Origin of the sequence: Bacillus cereus group sp. BfR-BA-01380, from assembly GCF_022663535.1 — a bacterium.
Lineage (GTDB): Bacteria > Bacillota > Bacilli > Bacillales > Bacillaceae_G > Bacillus_A > Bacillus_A cereus_BB.
Genome location: NZ_JAKUFS010000004.1, coordinates 168,944 through 189,365, shown reverse-complemented (window position 1 = coordinate 189,365; position 20,422 = coordinate 168,944). Strand labels below are relative to the sequence as shown.

Sequence of the window (20,422 nt, the reverse complement as noted above, 5' to 3'; positions counted from 1 at the left end):
CTCTTTATACAAACAGTTTCATATCTTCTTAAGTAGCTACTCTACTACAATATGGACTATTATACTTTTCATCATTTCGAGCCGTTATAGGTATCTCCATTCCCCCTCAATTCTCACTAAAATTTTATCAAGAAGTAAATGATCTCCACATTCCCAAACCTTTTCTATTATACTTTTCATTTTTTCAATTCCGTTACTAGAGCTATAATCACAAAAGACAATAATATCTCTTGCCGGTATGGCAACAGCATACCCATTTGATACGAATTCTTTTTATGACATATTTAACACTATTTTTCACATTTGTATTTGGCATAGAACCAACATGGAAAAATTTAAAAAGCCTAAAAAGAACCCATATCGAAAAATACATTGAGTATCTACATGAATACTCTAAAAATAATCTGAAACGACGTAATTCACACCCAGAAGTTTATGTAATAAGATCGTTATCAATTTTACATAAGTTTCTTGAAGATATACAACGGCATGAATTTGAGATTACTCCTGAAACCCATGTGCAATTATTGATTTTCCCCGAAGATAAGCCACAGCTAAGAAAAAAATCGATTGATCAAATTAACTATATTCCAGACTATGTGTTAGAGCAACTTTTTACTCATATTGATGATTTGCATAAAGAAGTTATCCCTGTTGTTTGGATAGCATTTAAAACAGGACTTAGAATATCAGATGTATTAGAATTAACTAATGATTGTTTAGTTCAACTCAACGGTCAATACTCAATTGTAACCGACACAGGTTCCTACACCGAAACAAGTAAAGCGAGAAATGAATGAAAGTAACAAGGATGCACTTATCGCATCACTTAAAAGGAAAAATAAGAAATTGGAAAATGAAAACAAGCAATTGAGAGAACAACTGAAAGTAGCTTACGCAGATGTATATAAGATGTTATAGTCAATAGGAGAACGTTGTTCTCCTTCTTCAACTATCGGGCCAGATTGTTGAAGAAAATATCTTGAAATTAAATCAAATAAATAAACCATGTAGGAGGTGACAATCATTAATGAAACAACAAGAACAAGTTATCTTTCGTGAGGTTCAGCGACCACAACAAATTTGGGTATGGATACTCATATTGGGGATCGCCACACTGATGTGGTATGGATTCATTCAACAAATTATCCTTGATACCCCGTTTGGAGATAAACCAGCTCCCAATGGTGTATTAATTGTTTTGTGGTTGTTTTTTGGGATTGCCTTTCCTGTATTAATGCTTGGGGTATTGAAACTGATCATTGAGGTCCGTGAACAAGGTCTTTATGTTCGTTTTGTTCCTTTTCACTTTCAATATAAGCAGTACCTTTTCAAAAATATACGTCACTATGAAAGTATTACTTACAGTCCACTAAAACGATTTGGAGGATGGGGAATTCGTTTTAACCTTAAGGGTGAAAAAGCCTATAACATGAATGGAAAGAAAGGTATAGAGTTAAAGTTGAAACATAACACAGTGGTAATCGGTACTCAAAAACCGGACGAATTAAAAAAAGCATTGGACTCGGCACAAAAAGCATAATGAAAATTAATCTTCAACAAACGGGCGCGATTGTTGAAGAAGAGAGGACATTACATATTAGTCATATAAAATATGTAATGTCCTTAAATTTATTTGTTTTTTTAAATTTAGGCCTTGATAAAATCTTGATCAAAATGGATTTTTCTCCAGCAGTTTTAAGTTTAGTTTTTATAAAAAAATTTGATCATTTCTACCTATGTTATATCGACAATAGTTACCCATGAGAACATGACAAATGATTAAAGTACGGAAAATTTCTCCATGCTTTTCCAAACATATATTTTATCTCGAAAGATTTAGTTACCACGAGACAACGAACCGATGGTGTACTTATCCTAACTGGCGTTTAAATGCTTTATTGGCGAAGAAGTAAGCGATGACCATGATGCCGACACACCAAGCAAGTGCGATCCAGATACCGTTGCCAACAGATCCTTCATACAAGAGGGCACGAATCGCATTCACGATTGAAGTTACGGGCTGGTTCTCAGCGAACGCACGGACAATTTTAGGCATGGTTTCGGTGGGGACAAAGGCTGAACTGATAAACGGCAGGAAAATCAGCGGGTACGAGTAGGCTGTCGCTCCTTCCATAGATCTCGCTGTCAATCCGGGAATAACAGCCAGCCATGTCAGCGCCAGCGTAAACAACCCGAGTATCCCAGCTACTGCGAGCCAATCCAGGATATTAGCGCTGGAGCGGAAACCCATCAAGAGCGCAACGAGGATAACCACTACGATAGTAAGTGCATTGGAAACAAGCGAGGTCAATACGTGAGCCCACAATACCGACGAGCGCTTGATGGGCATGGTAATGAAACGTGCCATCAGCCCGCTCTTTACATCCGTAAACAGCCGCACGGAAGTGTAAGCGACGCCGGATGCGATAGCCATCAGCAAGATTCCCGGCAATAAATAATTGACGTAGTTGTCCGTGCCTGTCTCTATGGCGCCGCCAAATACATAGACAAACAGCAGCATCATCATAATCGGCGTTATCGCCACCGTGATAATCGTATCTGGGCTCCGCATGATGTTGCGCATTAAACGCCCTAGTAATACCCCTGTTTTGCTTTTCATTTACATCTCCTCCTTTTTGCCAATGATTGCGAGGAAAATTTCCTCCAATGTCGGCTGCTTCTCGATGTACTCCACTTTCGCTGGCGGGAACATCTCTTTGAGTTCGGTAAGGGTACCGGTCGTGATGATTTTTCCGCCATGCAGGATGGCAATACGGTCCGCCAGTTGTTCGGCTTCCTCCAGGTATTGGGTCGTCAGCAAGATGGTTGTGCCGCCGCCGGCAAGTTCCTTGACGGTATCCCAGACTTCAATCCGCGCTTCGGGGTCAAGCCCTGTCGTCGGTTCGTCGAGAAAAATGACTGCTGGTGTCCCGATCAGGCTCATGGCGATGTCAAGCCGGCGCTTCATCCCGCCGGAATATTCGTCTGCCCGGCGGTTGGCCGCATCGGTCAAGCTGAATCTTGCAAGCAGATTGTCGGCGACTTGAGCGGGATTGGAAACTCCACGCAAATTGGCGATCATCATCAGGTTTTCCCGCCCGGTGAGCATGCCGTCTAAAGCTGCGAACTGCCCTGTCAGGCTGATGTTCTGGCGAACATGATCCGGTTGACGCTGGACGTCAAAGCCGCAAATACTTACTTCACCGCCATCGTGCTTCATCAGCGTCGAGAGGATGTTGACCGTCGTCGTCTTGCCCGCTCCATTTGAACCCAGCAGTGCGAAAATTTCGCCACGCCGCACCTCAAAATCCACCCCCTTTAAGACTTCCTTGTCTTTAAAGGATTTTTTTAACCCTTTTACAGAAATCGCTGCATTGCTCATACCTTTTTCCTCCTTATAAAGTGAAAATTCCATCAGTGGAGAGTTTTTCCATCTCCCACTGATGGTTAGTTGAACCAATCGGGCTTTTACGGGCAGTTATCCCCCACCTATCTTCCTCGCTTCTCTCTGAATCTTGAGGTGGGGGTTTTACTGCCCGTTAATGCGGGATAAAAAGTGCCTTGCGGAGCTAGATTGCCTATACTCCACTATTTAGTCTGACTGATAATCTGTACGACTTATTACCAGGTTAAAAATATAACTGAATAGCGAAGGCAACAATTCATATTTGTCACCAGCTAATCAGTCGGTATTATCTATTGAATTTATTTTTTTCTCAATCGCTTCATGATACTCTGATTCAAATCTTCACGATACTTGGCGACATAGGTTTTAGCGTTTGCCACTAGTTCGTCGGCAAAGGACGCCACGTCGTCCCCAGTGATTTCCAGCACTTGTCTACCTTCCGCCGCACCGGCTTCGAACAACTCAATTAATTCATACTGTATGTGCAGCATATCCATCCCGTTGCCTGTTGAGAAATTCCACATGTAGTTTTGAATTTTCTTAAATACAAACTGGTAGTCCTCTGGCAGGGCTTCAACCCGTGCCATCATCATTTTGTACTCTTTTTTGTCACCAATCATTTTTTTGAACATTTCCATCATTTTATCTTTCCTCCTTTTTTATAGAGCTGAACAAGACACTCCAAAAATATCGGATGGAATATCTTATGAAGCTAGATTGACTTCAAGACATTAATTTTTGATGATACAAAATCCCATTTTTCCCAAAACAATTCAAGTTCCTGGCGGCCAGCCTCATTAAGTGAGTAAAACTTGCGGGGCGGCCCCATATCTGATGGTTTCTTTTCTATATTCACAAGTTTTTTCTTTTCTAATCGCACGAGGATGGTATAGACCGTCCCTTCTACGACTTCGGTAAACCCAAGCTCGTTCAGGCGGCGGGTAATCTCGTAGCCATAAGTTTCATGGCGGCTGATGATTTCCAGAACGCAGCCTTCCAGCGAACCCTTCAGCATTTCAGTTAAATTTTCCATGTTCTGCTCCTCCTCTACCTCCTCTATTTAGTCTGACTTATATTCAGTATAACAGAGTACTAAGGGAAATTTTTACTGAATATCTTTTGAGAAAACACGCTATTCAGTATTGCTTATTACAGGTACATTGTAACACCGAGTAGTAGAGGGTGTCAACTGGATTTTCTGAATATTTTTAAAACCAGCTATCCTCATTGGATACAGCCGACTTTCTTTATGGGGCTTTTACTTCCTCCTATGCTTCTTTCACAATGATTACACCGCGGATCATTCCCATCCGGCAGCTGCACATGTGAATATAGCAATTCTATCCCTCCATTATTTTTCGATTATCTTACTCACTACTTGCTCATTAACTTTTTTAAGTAAAAAGCCGTCTTCTATTTCAATGAACTCACCGAATAGATCTAGAAATTTGTTGTTCATTCGTATATAACTCTTATGTCTTTACTGGATTTATTATAAATTAAAAGCTTTACTCGCTCTAAGGGGGACCGTTCCATACCCATCAAGCTAAGAAAAGCAAATACCCCAAAACGAGAAAATTGACATCTCCAGGTGAAAATGTACAATTTTTTTGTTTTGGGGTAATTCTGTTGATGACAATATACGGTGAACCCTATTAGTTATTCATACGACTTTTACGAAAATAAAATAATAAGTTCCCAATAAATATAGTAGTCCAACAAATTCTCTGAAGCCACTTCATCATAATAGATTCATCTGAAAAAAAAGTCAAAGTTACTATAATAGCGGCACCAACCATCAAAAGTATACTTAATACAGGATAAAATTCCTTTCGTGACATTTAATATCACCGCAATCTTGTTTATATTTATCTATACAAATGATAATATACTCAATTCACAAATCAAAGAAAATTGTAAAAACTTCACTTTCTGTATAAATGATCTTTGATATTAATGGTTTAAAAAACATTAAATTAAGATGAAAAGTTGCGTCACTATTTTCAACAACCTAAAACAACCTTGTATCCATAAAATTTTTCAAACGCCATCCTTTCCTATGATTCTATAGACAGAATAGCGTATTTTTTCATTTTAGGAGGAATTTTGTTTTGTTAGCTTGATAGCGACGGGGCGGGACCACGATATAAATTTTTTAATCACATTTCGTTATTACAGTAAACATTCCTGTCATATTAGGTGAGTAATCCTTAAAATCATATTTTTCATAAAATTTTTCTTTTCCCTCTGATGCAAATAATCCTACAAACGCTTTATTTGGTGCGTTTTCTTTTAGATACTCTACTAACACATTCATAATTTTTTTGCCGATACCCATTCCTTGATAATCTGGATGAACTACCACATCTTGAATATAAAAATAAATAGCTCCATCGCCAACAATTCTTCCCATTCCTATGGCCTTACTCTCATCCTTAACTGTAACGGCAAAAACAGAATTTTTTAATGATATTTCGGCAACATCAAAGTTCATATAATCTTCCCAACCTACAACTGAACATAAATATTTATATTCTTCTAATGTTGGTGCATAATTTGAGATTTCATATTGTCTTTCCATAAATCCTCCCCCTATCTCTCTATAATTTCAAGTTAGCATTTTTGCGTTTCTTTTTCTTCCGAATGTTCAGATTTAAGTATATACCATATTCATGTAAAAGTTAACATAATCACTTATTGAAGTAGAAGGAACATCTATGCTAGGAAACGTAAAAAAATTAAAAAAGGATGAGCTTATAGGGGGATCACCCCATATACACCTTGTTCGTCATTTACATATCATGGTATAATTTCAAGAGGTTAGCAGATAATCATCTATGTTCCATGCTAACGGGTTGGGAATGACAATTTATTCCCCTGCTGACGACTGACGGAGTCGAAAAGTATTTTGGAGTTGAGGTGATCTTATGAAAAAGATAATTGGATTAAGTTTTATTCTATTTGCTGGTATCACATTATCCGGATGTTCAGGTATAGTAGAGAACTCTTTAGATTCAAGTGATAAAGCTGCTTATGAAGTTGCTAATAAACAAGAAACTGGAAACGGAAGTATTGAATTATTAACACCAACAATTACAACAAAAGATAATCAATTAGAATTTAGGACTGAGGGAATTGATGAAAATAAAGTGACCTTTATTTTTGTTGCCAATAAAAAAGTATTTGAACAAAAAATAAAAAATGGTGAATCCTACAAACTTAACATTAAAGGTATCAAAGATGCTCATAGGACGGACTACAAGCCAAAAGTTCAACTTTTGCAAACTAAAGATGATACTGAAAATGGAGACATGGTAAACTTTAAACAAGTTAGATATACAGTTGAAAAAGATTAGTTTTATAGTTATTTAATTTCAATTTGATGAATAAAAATACCAATTTATTCATGAATTGGTATTTTTTTCTTTTCGGCGTACCGCCCCATCGCTATCAAGCTAAAAAGAACGGGTTACCTCAAAACAATAAAAACGATCATAATGCACAAAATTTTCGTTTTGGGGTATTTCAAAATCTTAGCTTGATGGGTATGGGGTACTGCCGTCATTTCACGGATTTTATAAGTTAAGACAAATATTGTAAATTAATAAAACCCAAAACGTCTAACTGTTGCTGTTTTGGTTATTTGTTTTTGGTTTGGCTTTTGGATATACATGTGGCTTTGAAACAAAGTCACATTGTTTATAAAAAAGTTGCGAAATTTAATTGAAAAAGGTTTGAGTATTCAAAATCGTGATTAAGTAGGAATTTACTAAAGACGACAGCAATCAGATAATGTTGAGCCACCTGATTGCTGTCGTCTTTAGTTTTAAAGTTTAATTAAAAAATTTTTTCTTGTTATTTTTGATGTAGCTAACGACAATTACAAAGTAAATAACAGCTATGAGATTAATTATGCTTAATGTTAGACCTGATAGATTGGACCAGGGAAGTACAAAAAGCCAAAATACTACTAAAATTGAACTCAATACATATAACCATTTAAATTGATCTGTCATTTTTAATTCCCCCATTTTTCCTTCTTTGATGATTTTATCTTTCAAGAAATCATCTCCTTTAATTAATTCATCAATGCTAATGTTGAATAAATCACTTAATGTAATAAGTGTTTCAATATTTGGATAGCCTTTTTCAAGCTCCCACTTAGAAACTGATTGTCTGCTTATGTTTAATTTAATGGCTAATTCTTCTTGTGATAAGTTATGTTTTAAGCGTTCTTCTTTTAGTTTTTTATAGAACTCCATGATTTCAACTCCTGTAATTTTATTTTTACTATAACTTATAAAAATTTGTAAGAATCGCAAGGTAGAATGATGTAACCTAAGAGTAGCGAATGGTTGGAACATTCCGCAATCGGGCGCTTTTGCGGAATAACTTACTATTTCAAAGTGAACAATCCAATCCCCTTCTTTATTCCAAAATATGGTCCAATTGCAGAACAAAAAAATCCTGCATCAATACAGGACTTTTGATCAATCTTTTTTATAAACGGTGCAACTTTATTACAAACGGTCAGACTTTATTATAAATTTACAGCTAACGAGCCCATGACTTTTTATATGCAATATCACAAATAATCCGGGAACACTTTACATCCCTTTTCTTGCTCCATATCATGTCCAAAGAAAATAATCGGATTTTCTTTCCTAACAACATCTTTTAAACGTTTTATTGAAGATAAAGCTAAATCTGGATCAAATCCAGCAAACGGTACTTCATCTTCAAAGTTTTCTTTCGTATATGATGCATCAATAGTTAGTAACACTGGACCTGATTTTTCCGTCTCAATTAATAATGACTGATGCCCTGGCGTATGTCCCGGTGTATATATTAATTGAACACCTGGCACTACTTCATAATCCCCTTCAATGATTTTATAGTTTAAATCCGGCAATATACATTCTTTCAAATATTCCTTTCTGTGGAGTGCTGCCTCATATTCAGCACGCTGTACAATAATTGGTGTATTTGTAAAAACGCCATTTCCTCCTGCATGATCAAAATGCAAGTGAGAACTAATGATATAAAGAAGATCTTCTGGCTCATATCCGGCACGCCTTAAAATATTTACGATCCTATCGTTCTCATTCATTTTAGGTAAAATTTGTCCTTCAACAAATGTACCTTTAAAAAGATTCTCATTATTAAGCGCACTTTCTGGCATACCTGTATCTACTAAAATAGGTCCCTCTTCTGTCTCCAAAAGATAACACCAAACAGGTAAGTTTAATAGTTTACCCGGTGTAAGTGTACTATTAACTGAAGAATGATCCAACATACAACGACCTGCTGGGACGAAATAAAGCTTCTTTACTGTCATTATGTATCCACCTTTACAAATAATTTAGGATAAAACAATACAATATTTCGCTTATTAGAAATAAACTCCTTCTCACCCTTCATTATTTCAACTATTATTTTTTCAATTGTTCACAACTTTTCATTACAAATTCAGTGATACTGGAAAGCCTATGCAGGAATTCAGTCCGCCTTTAGGCATAGGATAAAAGTAAACGTCAAGTAACTCCAAAATATACAACAAAGGTTGATTTAGAGTTACTTTTCCACATTGGTATATTTTGTCTTATTCCCCTTTTTCGGGGGATGGGCAAAAACACCCTTTTTACAGTTATTTATGAGAATTCAGCTCATTTTTTTCGTTTTGGAGAACACTCAATTTCTTAAGTTGATGGTGATCGGGTACCGCCAACATTTCAGAAATTTTGTATGCTAAGACATTTTTCAGAATTAAAACCCCTGATTTTTCTACGCTAAGCAGAAAAATCAGGGGTTTTATTAAGATCTATTGTTTCTAGGTTTTAGTTTCCAAATAATGTAACCTTAAACTAAAGCTCTCGTTAGTCCAACAACGATTTAGTCATTAAATATCTTTTCAATATTATTAAGTTCTATCTTTTTTTCTTCTTTTCGATAATCATTATTATTGTTTTTACTCATTATAAAAATATTGTGAAGTAAAACAACTTCTGATTATGTTTATTATGTAAAATAACTTAATAATCTATCAAAAGAATTGATCTCGGCATATGGTTTTATTTCGGTATCATTCTTGATCATATGAGGATTAAACCATATGCCCTTTATATTTGCATTTTGACAACCACTAATATCCTTTTCTATGTCATCTCCAACGAATAATGCGGCTTCCGGTTGCACATTAAGCTTATTTAATGCTAATTCAAATATGCGTTTGTCAGGTTTACTAAATCCCACTTCTTCAGAAATAATTATTATATCAAAACAACTATTTAAATTAGTGTTAATTATTTTAGCTTTTTGTCTCTGAGTTAAGCCGTTTGTTATAATCGCAACTTTAACTTGCCTCTTTATAGTATTTACGATATTTATAGTCTTTTGGTTTATAGAAAAACAATGAGGAAAATTATTATTCCAAAAATCTTGAATGTAATTGCGTGGCAATCTATATTTTGGTGGAAATTCATCAAAAAATGATTCCAAAACTTTTGTTTTATCACCATAGCCATAGCCTCTTTTGTCATATTCTTTGAATTTCCGCAACATTTCGTTTTTTACCGAATGTTTAACATTCTCATAACATTTTTCTAAAATAATTAAAAACATTTTATCTACTGCCTTATCCCTATTAAGTAAGGTATCATCTAAATCAAATAGCATTGCTTTATAACCTCTCAAATAACTTCACAGCCTTTCTCACATTATATAAAGTGAAACTTTAATCAGTGGGGGTTTTCTTCATCCCCCACTAATTATCAGCCCTCACCAATCGGGCTTTTACGGGCAGTTTATCTCCCACCTAACCTCTTAAGAAAGGCGGAAGCGGCTCGCTCAGAATCGCAGGACGTTGGAGCACCCGACAGAGAGGCGCTTTCTGCCTCGTCCGAGGGGGCGAAACGACCGGAGATTCTAGCCGTTAGAGCTGGACAACAAAGAAATGTGGAAGTGGCTCGCCCAGAATGTGAGGGGGATGGAGCTTCTGACGTAGAGGTGTTTTTTACCTCGTAGGAAGAAGCGAAGCCACCGAACATTCTAGCCACTGGAACTGGACAATGCTTTCGCTGAATTTTGAGGTGGGAGTATTACTGCCCACAAATAGCGGGATAAATAATCCCTAGTTCGTACCTTCAAACTTTTGGTTTATCAAAAAAACGTCATCTTCAACTATCGCGCCCGATAATTGAAGATAAGAAAAACTGAGTTGTCAATTGGCAACCAGTTCTTAAAATCAAATTCATTTCTTTGTTAATCATTACGCAAAAATTTATCACAACGGGGTTGGAGCATTAATTAGTTGGTCAAAATTTGTTAATTTTCTCCAGGTACATATGTCCCAGTAGCTGTTATTCTCGCCCCTATCATACGTTTAACCCCATATTTTTTACACTTAACACCAATATCTGGTACTAATTATAACAATTTATTTTATTTAAAATCAATTTGTTTTCTGAATCTTCCCTCAACAATCTGGTCCTCTAACGGAATAACTCTATTGTCACTCAGCAGTTCCTTAACCCACCTTTCAATTCAGATGTTCTATTCCATTTCACTAAAAAACCCCTTAGATAACCATATCCAAGGGGGATAACATCGTATCTTTTTTGCAGAGCTACACCAGAGAATTTCCCGACCATATTTTTACTTATTCAGGGAAATACGGTGTTTTATTTTGCTAATTGTTCTCACATAATGTAGGTTTCGAATAAAGTTTAATTATTTTTATTCAACCACAGTTCCCCGATAGTTAATTTTGAATATAGTTCACTATCTAAAGTGAAAATAGAATGATCTAAAAGTATGTATTAAGTGACATTGGATACTTCACCTGCTTACAACAAACTTCTACTATCCCATCGTTGTCATCAGAATCATAATTCCATTAGTTAGACCATGAATAATAACTGACGGCCAAATTGAGTTAGTTCGTTCATACGCCCATGCAAAGACTATACCACTCAAGAAGTTTACAGGCATCGCATTATAAGTTGGAATGTGGATAATTGTAAAGATTAATGAGCTTAGAAAAATAGCCCCCATCATACCAAAACGTGTACGTAGCCATCGATATAAAAAACCACGATAAAATATTTCCTCATATATTGGTGAAATGACCGCCGCAGAAATAAAAGCAATAAGAACAGTAAAGAAATTTACGTTTTGCTGTATCGCTTCAGTTTTGCTGTTCTCATAAGAATTCCCAATAAAGCTAGTAAGCACCATCACTATTACATCACCAACTATTAATATAATAGTTAGTAAGACAATAAGTTTCCAATCCTTTATAGAGAATGACCTGATTCCTACTTCACTCCAAGAAAGTTTCTTTGGCCGAATGATCATAAAATACACACCTGAAACTAAAACAATCGCTATTGTTAATCCTATTAAAGTTCCTGAATATAGCTCATTATCAAACCACTTAGAATAAATAGGCTTTACTAAGAATTTTATGCATCCTATAACAAATACAAATTCAAGTAGCATCATTAATAGAAATTCTTTTAATCCCCAAGGGTCTTGGTCCTTCCAATTTATGTCCTTTTTCTTCATTCATCATTCCTCTTTCCTTGCATGATATAACCTAACTATAATAGGTGACGTAACGTCACTTGCAACATTCAGTTTCAGGAGGATATGCATCCAAACGACATAATTTCACTCCCATAATAAAAAATACCCCTTTAGACATGATTCTAAAGGGGTAAAAGCATCGCGACTTTATTTCAAAGTTACAACAAATAATAACTGCATAGAAATAATAATGTATTGAACTATACAAATTTATTCACATTAAAAGATAATAAAGCTGTTTAAATTTATTAAACAAAAGCACCTTTTAGTTTAATAAGAAAATTAGTATATTTTTTGATTACATTTCTATGAAATCATACATTAAGCATAATTCCAATCTTTTCCGATATCACAATTCCCATATGGATTTATTCCATTAAATGCTCCGACATACATAACTTCCCCACTACGAATGATCCATTCCATACCATGTTCTTCTTCCCATGTGCAATTTAATTCTAAATCAATGACAGGTTCAGATTTATTTTTAGGATTCGGAATACATATAGTATTTGGTGTAATATAAGGTAGAACATCTGTCGGTTTAGAAAATTCTATAATATCTTCACCTATATCATCAAGAAATTCATTACAGTATCTAATAGATGCTTTACAAAGTTTATTTATCAGTTCCTCACTTAAAGAATTTAAATATGTTATACATAGTTCTGCGTATTCGATATCTGCATCTTGGTCTATGTATACCAGAATATTTTGATCAAATAATTCGAAATAGGCTTCTCCTTCTAATTCGGAATATTCATTGGTTTTAAGGTTTTTAATAGCCATTTCATTTAATACCTCCTTTAAATTGAATTTTCATATTATTTTACCACATAAGTAGTCCCTTATTTTTTAAGGTTATTAACTAACTATATTTGAACGAATCGGAACTTTAAAGCATCGTATTGAATGTAGCTTTAAAATAAAATTTAATTAAAAACTTCACATGAACATTGATTTAATCATCAATAAAAAGAATCCATTTTGAAAAAAGTTCGATCCATTTTTTGTCTTTATTTAACAAACGTCCCTTTAGTTGAATGGCAATAATAAAATGAGCACCGTACTTATGCATCATTATCAATTATAGATTAATAAATTTTAAGATATATTCCTTTTTTAGCAATGCGATGAGCTTGATTAGTCATCCCTCTCACATTTACAGACAAATCTGAAGAGAAACTAGATATCCCATCTTTCAGAATTAAAGGATTTATTATACGTACTTTATTTTTTTGGAAGATATCATAGTCTTTTTGATTAATACGTAATTGTACCTTTGGATGAATCTTTTCTAAGATATTTATAAGCTCAGCATCTTTGGTTTCGTGTATTTTATTTAACAATTCATTATCTGTTCTAAGAAAATCTGTTTCTGTGATTTTTCCTTTGTCAAAAGCCTTTTTTAAACATTCAGCTAACATATAATTAGCATAAATACACAATGGATTCATAAAGAAGTCAATGACTTCTTTATAGTAAGTTTCAACAAACCACTCTGCTATCTCTATATCTCTAAGGTGAATTGTACCTTTAAATACTATCAGGTTATCAAGAAAACTTTGAATGTTGTCTAAAGATATATAACCATACTCATACATATCACGAAGTGTGTAGTCTATTCGATCAGCACATAAAGCTGAGGCAGGCTGTTCTAATATTGACCAGTTAGAATCGTCTATAATTTCACTGTAATTATAATTAAAATCAGAAAGAATATTGGGTATTTCGGAATCATCCACTACATCCTTATATATTTTTTCGTGGTAATCTTCAAATTCGTTCTCAAAGACATAATCCACTACATGAGAAAATGTAGTATGAGAAACATCGTGTAGCAACCCTGCAATCTGTTCTTCTAAAGAACCTCCAAGTTTACGAATTAATAACATTACACCAATTGAATGTTCATAGCGTGTAATATTCCATTTTTCGTTAACTAAATAATTCGCTCCCCCTTGATGAATCCCTTTTAATCGCTGAATTGGCTCACTCATAATCAATTTCTCTAAAACTTTATCGTTAATAATAAATTGACCATAAATATTATCTTTAATAAGCATATTTACATCTCCTTAATTTCTTCAAAATCTAAAAGCCATTAATACAACTCCAATTGCTCTAGCTCTATACGCTTCATCGCTTATTTGGGAAGCTATTGTAACACACAATGAAATAAGTAACGCTGCACACATGGCTGACAATATTCTTGCTACCATAAGAAAAATATATCCATCACTCAAAACTATTATTAAATTAGATAAAAAGAAGATGAATAAGACAATTAGAAATAACCTTTTTCGTTCTATCTTAGACGTCAAAGATAATAAAATGGAGCCTGATACTGCAAAACTTAAGGAAAACATTGAGATTAACAGTCCAACTTGACCATACGAAACACCTAAATCTTCAGCAATAAGAGGAAGTATTCCCCCAATAATTAATTCAACTAGACCTACAACAAAGGTAATAATCGTAAGTAGGTAAATTCTTTTATCCATCTAATCCCTCCCACATTAAAATAAAAAAATGCAGAGCCCCCCTAAGAATTAGGAGGCTCTGCATTAAAACATTTTCTATGTTAATTCGCCAACATGACGTCCATAGCCATGTTGCCTTTATTCAATTTAAAATTACATTAATAAAATTAACACTTACCTTTAATATTGTCAATCCAGTTATTTTTCTGTTTGCCTTCTTAAATGAAGAGTACTTTTGTAATTAAACTAAACTGCATCTTTATTTCAAATTTACAATATGAGTAGAAACGCAGATTATCAACCCAATAGACCGCTTCTCAAACTATTTATAAAAAGCACTTCCGATTACACTGATTATGTGAATGGAAAGTCCCTTCAGCTTGCACAACTTCCTCAACTGTAATTGGCCCATGCTTCGGGATATTTTTCGTATTCCTTATCAATCGCTTTGACAAGTTCTATATTCATTATTCTCCTATACTCATTTATCTCGAATTCACGTCAAATTTTTATACTACTCTTTTTTTACTAACGCCCAAATTCCATACTGATTATAAAACAGTTCATCTTCTGAAAAATGTCTACACTCCGTATGTTGCAATATAAAATGAGGATTATTTTCATCTAGGCTGAATGTAGAATAATCCGTTAAGCTAGGCTTTTCAATGAGATTATACAAACAAAAAACGTTCATTAATTCTTGAGCATATTGCGGCGTTATTTGATCTTTAAAAGTAATTACATCCGGGAGCCCAAAGCAATGCATACCACATGTATAGTAAAAATCATCTTCTTCAATCACTGTCACAAAAGCTTGAAATAATTCTACCGCATCATCTGTATGATACATACGATTCCAGTTTTCAATTGTATTTGCAGTACCTGAAGATTCAACCTTCACGCCAAGTCCTCCAGCTTTTACAAGTGCATTTGCAGCATCAACTAACTTTCTTATCTTTTCAATCGAACCTCCGTCCCCAATTAAATACAGAGTTAAAGAATGTTTTCTAATAAGATCAAGGTCTTCCTCAGTAAATGAATTGTATCCAGCAATTTCAAAAGCTTCTGCTACTCGTTCATCATGCTCATATATATCAACTTCAAAAAACATACTCGGATCCCCTAGTTTACTAATATAATTCCCAGCGAACATATATCCCTCACTTTTTCTTACAATCGCTTCAATTAATTCACTTCTATTCTTCCATAAACCAGGTATACATAATACAACTTTTGAACTTTCCATCTCATTCTCCCCCTACCCACAGCCTCATATAAAAACAAGTACAATTTCTTATCTAATTGTTTCAGTTATTCTTTTTCTCTCTTATAACTTAATGCACTTTCTACTACTTCTTCAGGTGTTAATTCTATATCATTCCAAAATATTAAATCACTAGGTGCCGGATGCGGAACACCGCTATTATTGAATTCATTCACATATTCGCTATGTTCTGCTTCTGGTAAATCAAGATTATAGATCTTTTTTACAAGTTCAATAAGTTCCTCTTTATTCATTTTACTTTCCACATTGTTCAACACCTCAAAGCTATTAATAATAAGATACAGCACCAACAAATATAAATTCTAGATCCTCATATGTATCTTTTACTCTCTCTGCATCGTAACGAAAATCATACAGTAATATAACAGAATTCGTACTGTTCCCTATTGCCCTCTTAGCTAAGTTAAATATATATGAGGGCAAGTAGCTGCCTATATAAAACCTGTAACAATGATTACCAAGTAATCATTGTTACAGACTAATTTTTATTTCTATTTAACTAACGCGCCCCCTAACACAATAGAATGATTAGTCATTATCTTCTGCCCACAGTATACCTATTTTATTTTTATCTATTGCTAAAATTCCTGTGTCAAATGTTGAGTTTGTGATTGATGTCCATTCACTTAACCTAAAGAATCCATCAACCTCATCAAATTTCCCATTAGTATAGTATTTTGCATCTGATAGAAATTCCTTTAAAAAATAATTACTTAATTTTTCTGCTAAAGGCTTTGTTTCTAAATCAATATCATAGGCCATATCCATTGATAAAATGTATTCAAGAATTTTCTTAGCCATTCTTTTGTCAATTACTTCCCATCTTCCTTTTATTTCATTGGATTGATGACCTATCTCTTCTAAAAATTCTTCCTTTGTTATTTCATTTCCTAAATTATTTATACTTTTAAAACTGCAAATAATACTACCTGAATTTCTTTTGGTTAACAATATATCATTAAAATCTTCAAAGCTATTAAACATACATCAATTTCTCCTTGTTGTATTTGCATATTTACGGCTAATTTTGTTTACATTTTTCTTTATTATGAATTAATCTTGATAATTCAACTACATGTTTTCCTTTTTCGCTCACTCTTATATACTACTAATAGTAAATAATTAATTGTATGGTTTCATTAGTTGCTGTTTTGTTAGTGCTGATTTAACGACATATGAATTTTCTTCCTTTTTACAGGGAAATCTAAAATTTTCAGTAATGAAATATATATGTGATTCTGTTTCTAAGGCTACATAAGCTTTAAGTAAATGTTCCTCAATGTCTTTATTATTTCTTAATCCTAACCTTTCACGGCTACGTGATAAAAATTGTATATATGCATGATCTGAGACTATAAAATTTAGTTCGCTAAAGATAGTCACTCATTTTATTCTCAATTTCTTCAATTAAGAGCATACCTAAATCAACCTGATAATTTTCTAAAACTCTCCCCATTGCCATTGAAAATGTTATCAAACCATTTTCTTCTATATTTTTAAGTATCCGATTTTCTGCTTCTTTTGATATTATTCCTACTTTATTCATTAATACTTTCTTTATTTCCATTACTTCTTTAGAAAGCTCTTGCACTGCCGAATCATTTGTGTTCTTATCTGTATAATTCTTCATTTTCTCAAACGTCAAATGCATACTAGAAAATTCTAGTTTATTTTCCTGATTAACCCCTACAACTTTAACATTATCAATTCTGTCCCCTATTGAAATATATTCTTCTATATTTTTAATGAATTTATCCTGAAACTTATTGATGTGTAAAAGTCCTTCGATTTTGTATTCATCATCAGTTACTACAAATATACCAAATCCAACAATATTTTTTACTATGACTGAAACAAAAGAATTTATTTTATAAATAACCTTTAAATCCCTATGCTCTATCGCTGTTGTATGAAGGTGTAGTTCAATATTAGTATCAACAGTTGCTAATCTTTTCTGTACCATTTTTATCACTCCTCTCCATATCACCTTTTCCGTAAATTTCCATGCGCACTTTGAATTCCCTCTAATTAATATAATAACTTGTATAATATTAAAATTTAATTTAACCTACTGTTCGACTTGAAAAATGTTTTAGACTGAATGCTGTTGACCAAATTAGATTTTTCTCTTCTTATTTCTTTAGTTTAATAAGATTAGGATTTAGACTGCTGACTTAGTTTCATTTCGTGTGAAGAACTTTTATTAAAATAAAGTATGAAACTAAATAGTAGATATGAAATTTTCATACAGGAAATAAGGAAAATTTCGAGAAAATATACTTGAAAAAGACTTAAGCCTGTTTGTTTACTACGTATAATGACACATTATGTAAATCTACATTGTTAATACTATGCTATTTAAAAATTAAGTGTAAAAACTGGAGGTTACTACTTATGTCTCAAGTAAACATGAAGGGAATAACTTCTGAAAACTGGCAAGAAGCTCTTGGACTTTCCGTGAATACTGAGCAGCAAAAGTTTGTTGCCGTAGTCACGCCTCCTGTCGCTATTGCTCTTGCCAAGGCATACATCAAGACCAGACGATAGGATGGTTGAACCTTATGGGATATATCATCAGCACAAAATGGTGGGTTTCTTTAATCTGCACTATACACCTGATAGTAAAGAAGACTTTTGGCTTTTTCATTTTTTCATTGATAAAAGGTTTCAAAAAAAGGATTGGGGTCTGCTGCGATGGAAGTGTTGATTAATCATATCAAGGGCACGCATCCTTCTTGCCATCACATTCGCTTGACTGTACATTCTGAAAATGATGCGGGTAAAAAAATTTACACAGGACTTGGATTTACCGATGATTATATTCTTACATACGATGAACTGACTTATTCCTTGTACATTTAGCAGATTTTTAATCTAGCCTAACAACTGTTGATAACACGGATTATATGAATGGAAAGTTCTTTCAGATTCAAATCTTCTGAAGGGACTTTTCATTTTTTACAATACATCGATTTGATGTTAACATAAAGTGCTTTCATGTATAGAAAACACCATTTCAGTCTAAAACTTTTTTCGATAGTCTAAAACATTTTTTATGAAATAACTACACAATCAAGAATTTTTTAGGAGTGATATATCATATTTTTAAAAAATAAATGAATTGAAAAAGCATTGAATGGTGTAAAGCAATTATTAGATAATAATTAGAAGATAAAGATATATATTGGTGTAGGAAAGACTCCAAAAGCAACTTGTAAATTTTCACAATACTTTCGAGTGGAACACCAATTTCATGTATACTTCAGTTCAGCTAGAATATGTAAAAAAACGGGCATAGATATGCCCATTTGGAAAGACAAGCGATTGTTTATACAACTTGATTGATAGTATTATTAAAAACCCTGTTGTACACAATAAATATCGTTAATTTTCGCTACAATCTCATCCACAGCGTACAAGACTTCTTCTTCACTTAAATATGGACTAATTGATATACGAATAGAACTATTTGCTTCTTCTTTTGTTAATCCAATCTCTTGTAATACATATGACGGTTCTAAACTACTTGAGTTACAAGCAGATCCTGAAGAGATAGAAACAGTTCTCATACCTGCTATAAGTGTTTCTGAACTAATGTTTGGAATCATTATATTTATAATATGAGGTATACTATTTTCCATGCATACATTTACGCAAGAATGAGGTATTTCTTGTTGAATTCGCTTTACAACAATTGTTCTTAATCTCTTTACCTTTTCATAATTTTCTTCTAGTTCTAATATAGCAATATCACTTGCTGCTCCCAGACCAGCTATTAGCGAAGTCGGTAATGTCCCACTGCGTAAATATGTTTGTTCACCACCAAATAGTAAAGGCCGGAAATCTTTCTGTTTGTGTTCATTTACATATAAAACGCCTATGCCTTTTGGTCCATAAATTTTATGTCCCGATAATGATAGAGCATCGATATCTAATTTTTTCACATCGATTGGTATTTTTCCAAAAGCTTGAACAGCATCTACATGTATCAATGTTTTATACTTTCTGCATAGAGCAGAGATTTCATTGATAGGCTGAATTGTCCCAATTTCAGAATTAACATATGCAAAACTAACAACCCTTGTATTGTCATCTAACAAGTATCGCAATGAATCTAAACAAATCGTTCCATCACGATTAATATCCACATATTTTACGATAATCCCTCTTCTTTGTAACTCTTTTCCGACTCCTAGAATCGATTTATGATCTATAGGAGAGAGAATTACATTTACCGGTTCTTGTTCATAATAATCAATGGCTCCTAATAATGCCAAGTTATTACTTTCTGTTGCACCTGAAGTAAATATTATTTCTTCTTTATCAGCACCAATAGAAGTGGCAATTTTACTTTTTGCTTGATCAACTGCATACTGTGCTTTTTTTCCCATCACATGCTGAGACGATGGATTTGCAAATTCTGTTTTCATGTACTTTTCCATCACTTCAACCACTTTATTATGACATGGAGTGGTAGCAGCATAATCTAAGTACACTTGTCTCATAAACATTGTCCTCCTTTATCCCGCTATTCGTGGGCAGTAATACTCCCGCCTCAAAATTCAGCAAAAGCATTGTCCAGCTTTAGCGGCTAGAATCTCCGGTCGTTTCTCCCCCTCGGACGAGGCCAAAAGCGCCTCTCTGTCAGGGGCGAGGGCG

The 20,422-nt window shown here is 34.0% G+C and carries 21 protein-coding genes and 2 pseudogenes; 6 read left to right on the top strand and 17 right to left on the bottom strand.

The genetic code is table 11. From position 1 onward, the window contains the following. Positions 1-284 precede the first annotated feature (284 nt). The 3 genes and pseudogenes from MR076_RS05685 to MR076_RS05675 form a co-directional block, all read left to right on the top strand. Positions 285-758: pseudogene (locus MR076_RS05685) on the top strand (tyrosine-type recombinase/integrase); the annotation flags it as partial. After that, a pseudogene (locus MR076_RS05680) lies at positions 757-921 on the top strand (DUF6262 family protein); the annotation flags it as partial. The pseudogenes MR076_RS05685 and MR076_RS05680, both read left to right, overlap by 2 nt. A gap of 109 nt (positions 922-1,030) precedes the next feature. Beyond that, positions 1,031-1,543: a DUF6141 family protein gene (locus MR076_RS05675; RefSeq protein ID WP_242218533.1), complete on the top strand. Its 513-nt coding sequence runs from the start codon at positions 1,031-1,033 to the stop codon at positions 1,541-1,543. Positions 1,544-1,873: 330 nt separating this feature from the next. Here the strand turns inward: MR076_RS05675 and MR076_RS05670 are convergent, their stop codons facing one another. From MR076_RS05670 to MR076_RS05650, 5 genes are all read right to left on the bottom strand, one after another. Beyond that, positions 1,874-2,623: an ABC transporter permease gene (locus MR076_RS05670; protein ID WP_242218531.1), complete on the bottom strand. Its 750-nt coding sequence runs from the start codon at positions 2,621-2,623 to the stop codon at positions 1,874-1,876. Then, positions 2,624-3,385 carry an ABC transporter ATP-binding protein gene (locus MR076_RS05665; protein WP_242218529.1) on the bottom strand — a complete coding sequence of 254 codons (762 nt, stop codon included), beginning with the start codon at positions 3,383-3,385 and terminating at the stop codon, positions 2,624-2,626. It lies immediately after the preceding gene. A 323-nt stretch (positions 3,386-3,708) separates the two neighbouring features. Further along, complete coding sequence (locus MR076_RS05660; RefSeq protein ID WP_242218527.1) at positions 3,709-4,050, bottom strand: DUF1048 domain-containing protein; 342 nt, start codon at positions 4,048-4,050, stop codon at positions 3,709-3,711. Positions 4,051-4,121: 71 nt separating this feature from the next. After that, positions 4,122-4,442, bottom strand: coding sequence for a PadR family transcriptional regulator (locus MR076_RS05655; protein ID WP_033796096.1), 321 nt, complete (start codon positions 4,440-4,442; stop codon positions 4,122-4,124). A gap of 1,122 nt (positions 4,443-5,564) precedes the next feature. Then, positions 5,565-5,990, bottom strand: a complete 426-nt coding sequence (locus tag MR076_RS05650) for a GNAT family N-acetyltransferase (protein ID WP_242218525.1) — start codon at positions 5,988-5,990, stop codon at positions 5,565-5,567. A 346-nt stretch (positions 5,991-6,336) separates the two neighbouring features. Here MR076_RS05650 and MR076_RS05645 point away from each other — a divergent pair, with 346 nt between their 5' ends. Continuing rightward, positions 6,337-6,765 carry a hypothetical protein gene (locus MR076_RS05645; RefSeq protein ID WP_242218523.1) on the top strand — a complete coding sequence of 143 codons (429 nt, stop codon included), beginning with the start codon at positions 6,337-6,339 and terminating at the stop codon, positions 6,763-6,765. Positions 6,766-7,242: 477 nt separating this feature from the next. On the opposite strand, the gene MR076_RS05640 is transcribed toward MR076_RS05645, so the two are convergent. The 11 genes from MR076_RS05640 to MR076_RS05590 form a co-directional block, all read right to left on the bottom strand. Next, positions 7,243-7,671, bottom strand: a complete 429-nt coding sequence (locus tag MR076_RS05640; protein ID WP_242218522.1) for a helix-turn-helix domain-containing protein — start codon at positions 7,669-7,671, stop codon at positions 7,243-7,245. Positions 7,672-7,994: 323 nt separating this feature from the next. Continuing rightward, entirely contained in the window at positions 7,995-8,747 is a 753-nt protein-coding gene (gene aiiA, locus MR076_RS05635; RefSeq protein WP_242218520.1) for a quorum-quenching N-acyl homoserine lactonase AiiA, read from the bottom strand. 680 nt (positions 8,748-9,427) lie between these two features. Further along, a complete protein-coding gene (locus MR076_RS05630) occupies positions 9,428-10,084 on the bottom strand; it encodes an HAD family hydrolase (protein WP_242218518.1) in 657 nt (218 codons plus the stop codon). Between the two features lie 1,185 nt (positions 10,085-11,269). Then, entirely contained in the window at positions 11,270-11,974 is a 705-nt protein-coding gene (locus MR076_RS05625; protein WP_242218516.1) for a CPBP family intramembrane glutamic endopeptidase, read from the bottom strand. 342 nt (positions 11,975-12,316) lie between these two features. After that, complete coding sequence (locus tag MR076_RS05620; protein ID WP_242218514.1) at positions 12,317-12,784, bottom strand: DUF6985 domain-containing protein; 468 nt, start codon at positions 12,782-12,784, stop codon at positions 12,317-12,319. Positions 12,785-13,089: 305 nt separating this feature from the next. Then, the gene (locus MR076_RS05615) at positions 13,090-14,061 is read right to left on the bottom strand and encodes an HD domain-containing protein (protein ID WP_242218512.1); all 972 of its coding nucleotides are present in this window, start codon (positions 14,059-14,061) and stop codon (positions 13,090-13,092) included. Positions 14,062-14,082: 21 nt separating this feature from the next. Beyond that, positions 14,083-14,499, bottom strand: coding sequence for an MFS transporter (locus tag MR076_RS05610; RefSeq protein WP_242218510.1), 417 nt, complete (start codon positions 14,497-14,499; stop codon positions 14,083-14,085). A 493-nt stretch (positions 14,500-14,992) separates the two neighbouring features. After that, positions 14,993-15,724 (bottom strand): DUF4261 domain-containing protein, encoded by a 732-nt coding sequence (locus MR076_RS05605; protein ID WP_242218508.1) that lies wholly within the window; start codon positions 15,722-15,724, stop codon positions 14,993-14,995. Between the two features lie 65 nt (positions 15,725-15,789). Then, positions 15,790-16,008 carry a bacteriocin immunity protein gene (locus tag MR076_RS05600; RefSeq protein WP_242218506.1) on the bottom strand — a complete coding sequence of 73 codons (219 nt, stop codon included), beginning with the start codon at positions 16,006-16,008 and terminating at the stop codon, positions 15,790-15,792. A gap of 283 nt (positions 16,009-16,291) precedes the next feature. Continuing rightward, positions 16,292-16,747, bottom strand: coding sequence for a hypothetical protein (locus MR076_RS05595; RefSeq protein ID WP_242218504.1), 456 nt, complete (start codon positions 16,745-16,747; stop codon positions 16,292-16,294). Between the two features lie 385 nt (positions 16,748-17,132). Then, positions 17,133-17,726, bottom strand: a complete 594-nt coding sequence (locus MR076_RS05590; RefSeq protein ID WP_242218502.1) for a S1 RNA-binding domain-containing protein — start codon at positions 17,724-17,726, stop codon at positions 17,133-17,135. Between the two features lie 431 nt (positions 17,727-18,157). On the opposite strand from MR076_RS05590, the gene MR076_RS05585 reads away from it, so the two are divergent. Continuing rightward, complete coding sequence (locus MR076_RS05585) at positions 18,158-18,310, top strand: hypothetical protein (RefSeq protein WP_242218500.1); 153 nt, start codon at positions 18,158-18,160, stop codon at positions 18,308-18,310. A gap of 147 nt (positions 18,311-18,457) precedes the next feature. Beyond that, positions 18,458-18,625 (top strand): GNAT family N-acetyltransferase, encoded by a 168-nt coding sequence (locus tag MR076_RS05580; RefSeq protein ID WP_242218497.1) that lies wholly within the window; start codon positions 18,458-18,460, stop codon positions 18,623-18,625. Between the two features lie 491 nt (positions 18,626-19,116). Here the strand turns inward: MR076_RS05580 and MR076_RS05575 are convergent, their stop codons facing one another. Beyond that, positions 19,117-20,268 carry a cysteine desulfurase family protein gene (locus MR076_RS05575; RefSeq protein ID WP_242218495.1) on the bottom strand — a complete coding sequence of 384 codons (1,152 nt, stop codon included), beginning with the start codon at positions 20,266-20,268 and terminating at the stop codon, positions 19,117-19,119. Between the last annotated feature and the right edge of the window lie 154 nt (positions 20,269-20,422).